Origin of the sequence: Marinibaculum pumilum, assembly GCF_042646425.1 — a bacterium.
Classification (GTDB): Bacteria; Pseudomonadota; Alphaproteobacteria; order Ferrovibrionales; family Ferrovibrionaceae; genus Marinibaculum; species Marinibaculum pumilum.
The window spans coordinates 241325-246020 of record NZ_JBHRTR010000034.1 but is presented as its reverse complement, the minus strand read 5'-3'; the positions used below and the strand labels follow the sequence as shown (position 1 = coordinate 246020).

The following is a 4696-nucleotide window of genomic DNA, read 5'->3' as shown; positions in this document are numbered from 1 at the left end:
TCGGCGGCACCGCCGCCGATATCGGACTGGTGGGCCCGGTTGCAGGCGAAGGCGCAGGGTTCGCCGTCGACGAAGACCGGGCGCAGCACGGTCCAGTCCGGCAGGTGGTTGTTGCCCGCTTCGTAGGGGTCGCTCAGCAGGAAGACGTCGCCCGGCGCCATCCGTCCGCCAAAGGTGTCCAGCAGGGCGCGCATCGCGAAGCCGCCGCCGCCGGTATGGATCGGCAGCCCGTCCGCCTGGGAGGCGATCGCGCCGTCGGCGGTGCCGATGAAGCAGGAGAAGTCGTGGCTCTGGCTGAACACCGGGCTGCGCGCGGTGCGGGTCATCACCCAGCCCATCTGCCGGGCGATATGGTCGAGCTGCTTCTGCACCAGCGCCAGCAGGACGGGATCGTCCGACGTCTGAGGGGCAATCATCTGGGGGGCGGTCATGCGGACGGGACCTCCGGAAAGCGGATGGCGTAATTGCCGAAAGGATCGACCTCGAGCCGGTCGCCGGCGCCGAGCACCAGGGTGGTGCTGGTCTCCTCGATCAGGGCCGGGCCGGCGAGGCGCTGGCCGCAGCGCAGCGCGGCGCCGTCGAAGACGGGCACCGATTGCAGGCCGCCGGCCTCGGCGACATAGACCTCGCGGATCTCCGCCGGCTGCGGGGCTGCATCGTCCGGCTCGGCCGCGGGCATCTCCGGCTTCGGCATCAGTCCGGTGGCGGCGAGGCGCAGGTCGACGATTTCGATCCGGCCGTCGGGCTGGACATGGCCGTAGAGCCGTTCGTGCGCCGCCTCGAAGCCGGCACGCAGCCCGGCCGCGGCGAAGGCTGCGCCGGTCTCCACCGGCAGCGCCCATTGCTGGCCCTGGTAGCGCAGGCCGAAGGCCCGCTGCAGCCGTATCCGTTCCGGCGGCAGGCCGTCGGCGTCCAGCAGCGCGCGCCCCTGCGCCTCCAGCCCGGCGAAGGCTGCGTCGACCTCCGCCGCGGAGACCCGGTCGAGGTCGCGCAGCCATGTCCGCTGGAAATCGTGCCGCATGTCGGCGTGGCACATGCCGAAGGCGCAGAACAGGCCCGCCAGGCGGGGCACATAGACGCCGCGGCAGCCCAGTGCCCGCGCCACCGCGGCGGCGTGCATGGCGCCGGCGCCGCCGCCGGCAACCACGGTGAAGCGGCGCGGGTCGTAGCCACGCTCGATGCTCACCTGTTCGACGGCGTGGCGGACCTTCTGCTCCATCAGGCGGACGATGCCGGCGGCCGCGGCGATCGTGTCGATGCCCAGCGGCCGGGCCAGGCGGTCCACCGCGGCGCGGGCGAGATCCGGATCCAGGTCGATCAGCCCGCCGGCATAGCGGCCGGAGCGCAGGCGGCCGAGCACCAGCTGGGCGTCGGTGACCGTCGCCGCCTCGCCGCCCAGGCCATAGCAGGCGGGTCCGGGCCGGGCGCCGGCGCCGCGCGGACCGACCTGCAGCATGCCGCCCGCATCGCAATGCGCGATCGTGCCGCCGCCGGCGCCGACGGTGTGGATCTCCACCGACGGCACGCTCAGATGCTGGCCGGCGACGGAAAGCCCGTCGGTCATCGCCACCGTGCCGTCCTGCATCAGGGTGACGTCGCAGCTGGTGCCGCCGATCTCGATGCAGATCAGGTCGCCGCTGCCGATCGCGCGGCGCAGGTATTTCAGGGCGCCGACACCTGCCGCCGGCCCCGAGAGAACGAGCGAGATCGGCCGCGCGGCGACCTGCGCCACCGACAGGATGCCGCCATTGCTCTGCACCAGGGAGAGCCGGCCGGGCAGGCCGGACGCGCGCAGCTCGGCATCCAGCGCCTGCAGGTAGGGCACCACCAGCGGCCCGACATAGGCATCGGCGGCGGTGGTGGCGCTGCGGGCATATTCGCCGATCACCGGCGCCACCGCCGTCGAGCGGCTGATCCAGACCTCCGGCCAGAGGGCACGGATCCGCGCCTCGCAGGCCTGCTCATGCGTGTCGTTCAGGAAGCTGTTCAGCAGGCAGATTGCGACCGCCGCGCAGCCCTTCCCGCGCAGCTCCTCGATGGCGGCATCGAGCGCCGCCGGCGCCAGCGGCCGTTCCACCGCACCGTCGCGATCGATCCGCTCCGCAACGGTGCTGCGGCGGCTGCGCGGTACCAGCACCTCCGGCCAGGGCGCGCGGTGGTCGAACGGGTCGTCCCGCAGGCCGCGGCGGATCTCCAGGGTGTCGCGGAAGCCTTCGGTCGCCAGCAGGCCGAGCTTCGCGCCCCTGCCTTCCAGCATCGTGTTGGTGGCGATGGTGGAGCCGTGGATGAACAGCTCGCACTGCGACAGCAGTTCGGCACGGTCGAGCCCGAGCTGCGCCGCCGCCAGGGCGACCGCCTGCATCACGCCGGCAGCGGGATCCGCCGGCACGGAAGGGCTCTTCGCGGTGCGCACGGCACCGGCGGCGTCGACCAGCACCAGGTCGGTGAAGGTGCCGCCGATATCGACGCCGATGCGCCACGGGGCCTTCAACGGGGGGGCCTTTAACGGGGCGGCCTGCAGCGGGCCGGGGTTGGGCAGGATCTCTTGCATCGCGGGAAAGGGTCCGGGTGAAGGGCGGGTCGTTGCTTCAGCCCGGAGCATAGTGATGTTTGTTATAACACTTCAAGCAGAAATCCGGGTCGCTTGCCCCGTTCAGCGGCTCCGGCCGCGTTCCGCGCCCTTGCCCGCGCCGGCTTCCGGGTTCGATTCGATGAAGCGCAGCAGCCGTTCCTCGCCGCCATGCAGGTCCAGCTCGATCGCCGCACGGGTTGCCGCGGGGTCCCGGCTGCGCAGCGCGTTCATCAGCGCCAGATGCGCGTTCACGCCTTTCCGGGTCTGGTCGAATTCCGGGTAGAGGAAATTGAACGCCGGCCCGATCTGCAGCCACAGGCTCTCGATGATCTGGCACAGGATGGGCTGCTGCGCGGCCTGGTAGACGGTGAAGTGGAAGCGCTCGTTCTCCCGCAGCACCGACTTGTAGTCCTTGCGGTCCATGGCGCCGACGATCCGCAGCTGCAGATCTTCCAGTTCCGCCAGCGTATCCGGCCCGATATGCGGCACCGCCGCCTCCGCGGCCATCGCCTCCAGCGCCAGGCGGATGCGGTAGATCTCCCTGATCCGCGCGCGGGTGAGCTTCGGCACGAACACGGTCCGGTTCGCGCCCAGTTCCAGCGCGCGTTCCGCCACCAGCCGGTTCAGCGCGTCGCGCGCCGGCGTCGGGCTGACCCCGAGCGCGGCGGCGATGGTGCGGATGGTGATCTTCTGCCCCGGCAGGAAAGCGCCGCCCATCAAGGCGCGGCGCAGCTGCGCATAGGTGCGCTCCGTCAGGGTGTCGACCCGGTCGACGGTCTGGATTTCGGCGCCTGTCACGGGCGGCTTCCTCACTGCTTGGGCACGGGTCCGGCATGATCCCTCAAGCCGGAGGCTGTTGACAGGCCGCATTCGCGCGGTCAACGTGTTATTTGTTATATCACTTGTCTGACAGGGAGCCAGACCCATGCGTCGCGCAATCCTCACCTGCCTCGCGGCGGCCCTTGCCGGCCTGGCCGCGCTGGCCTCGCCCGCCATCGCGGCGGAACCCCTCAAGATCGCCGTCATCGAGACCCTGAGCGGCCCGGGCTCGAACACCAACCGCCTCTATGCCATCGGCCTGAAACACGCCATCGACATGGCGAACGAAGATGGCGGCTGGGGTGGCACGCCGATCGCGCATGCCGAATATGACAGCCAGGGCACCACCTCGGTCGCGGCGGAGAAGGTGCGCGCCGCGATCGGCGACGGTGCCCATATCATCGTTACCGGCGGTTCCTCCGCCATCGCCGGCCAGATCATCGAGGATGTCCGCAAGCACAACCTGCGCAACCCGGACGCGCCAGTGATCTTCATGAACGTCGGCGCGGAGGCGACCGAGCTGACCGGCGCGAAGTGCAACTTCTACAGCTTCAAGTACGCGATGAACGCGGAGATCCGGGTGAAGGCGCTGGTCACCGCGATGAAGGCGGCCGATGCGCTCGGCGACAAGGTGTTCTCGATCAACCAGAACTATTCCTGGGGCAAGGACATGGACGCCGCGATCAAGCGCTATGCCGATGCCGGCGGCTACGAGGTGGTCGATTCCGTCCTGCACGACGTCAACAAGATCCAGGACTTCGGCCCCTATGTCGCCCGCATCAAGGCCTCCGGCGCGGACACGGTGATCTCCGGCAACTGGGGCAGCGACCTGATCCTGCTGCTGAAGGAGATCGCCGCCGCCGGGCTGGAGGTCAGCTTCGGCGGCCCGTTCCTGGAACTGCCGGGCACCCTGTCCAGCGCCGGCGACGCGGCGCTGGGCTACTACACCGCCGACTTCTACCTGCCCGAGGCCGGCGGCGCCGGCGCGCAGGAGCTGTTCGCCGACTACCGCGCCCGCAGCGGCACGATGCCCTCCACCAGCGAGGTGAAGTCGCTGTTCCTGCTGGCCAACCTGCGCGATGCGCTGGCCCGGCTGCAGCCCGGCGACGAGGTCGACGTGACGGAGATCGCGCTGGCCCTTGAGCAGGCGCAGGCGGAGACCCCGATCGGCGGCATCGCCATGCGCCGGGACGACCACCAGGCGGTGGTGCCGCTCGTCGTCTCCAGGGTCTCCAAGGATGCGCAGGTCAAGGTGGACGGCACCGACATGGGCTTCACCCCGGTGGAGGTGGTGCCGGGACCGCA

Annotated in this window: 4 protein-coding genes; 1 reads left to right on the top strand and 3 read right to left on the bottom strand. The window is 70.5% G+C overall.

Annotation, left to right across the window (positions count from 1 at the left end; all coding sequences use genetic code 11):
* From ACFOGJ_RS21030 to ACFOGJ_RS21020, 3 genes are all read right to left on the bottom strand, one after another.
* A partial coding sequence (locus ACFOGJ_RS21030; RefSeq protein WP_379904236.1) for a hydantoinase B/oxoprolinase family protein occupies window positions 1-431 on the bottom strand: 431 nt, incomplete at its 3' end.
* Complete coding sequence (locus tag ACFOGJ_RS21025) at window positions 428-2551, bottom strand: hydantoinase/oxoprolinase family protein (RefSeq protein ID WP_379904234.1); 2124 nt, start codon at window positions 2549-2551, stop codon at window positions 428-430. The genes ACFOGJ_RS21030 and ACFOGJ_RS21025, both read right to left, overlap by 4 nt.
* A 102-nt stretch (window positions 2552-2653) precedes the next feature.
* Window positions 2654-3370, bottom strand: a complete 717-nt coding sequence (locus ACFOGJ_RS21020) for a GntR family transcriptional regulator (protein WP_379904232.1) — start codon at window positions 3368-3370, stop codon at window positions 2654-2656.
* Window positions 3371-3497: 127 nt separating this feature from the next.
* On the opposite strand from ACFOGJ_RS21020, the gene ACFOGJ_RS21015 reads away from it, so the two are divergent.
* Window positions 3498-4696 (top strand): ABC transporter substrate-binding protein (locus tag ACFOGJ_RS21015; RefSeq protein WP_379904230.1); only part of this gene is annotated, 1199 nt, incomplete at its 3' end.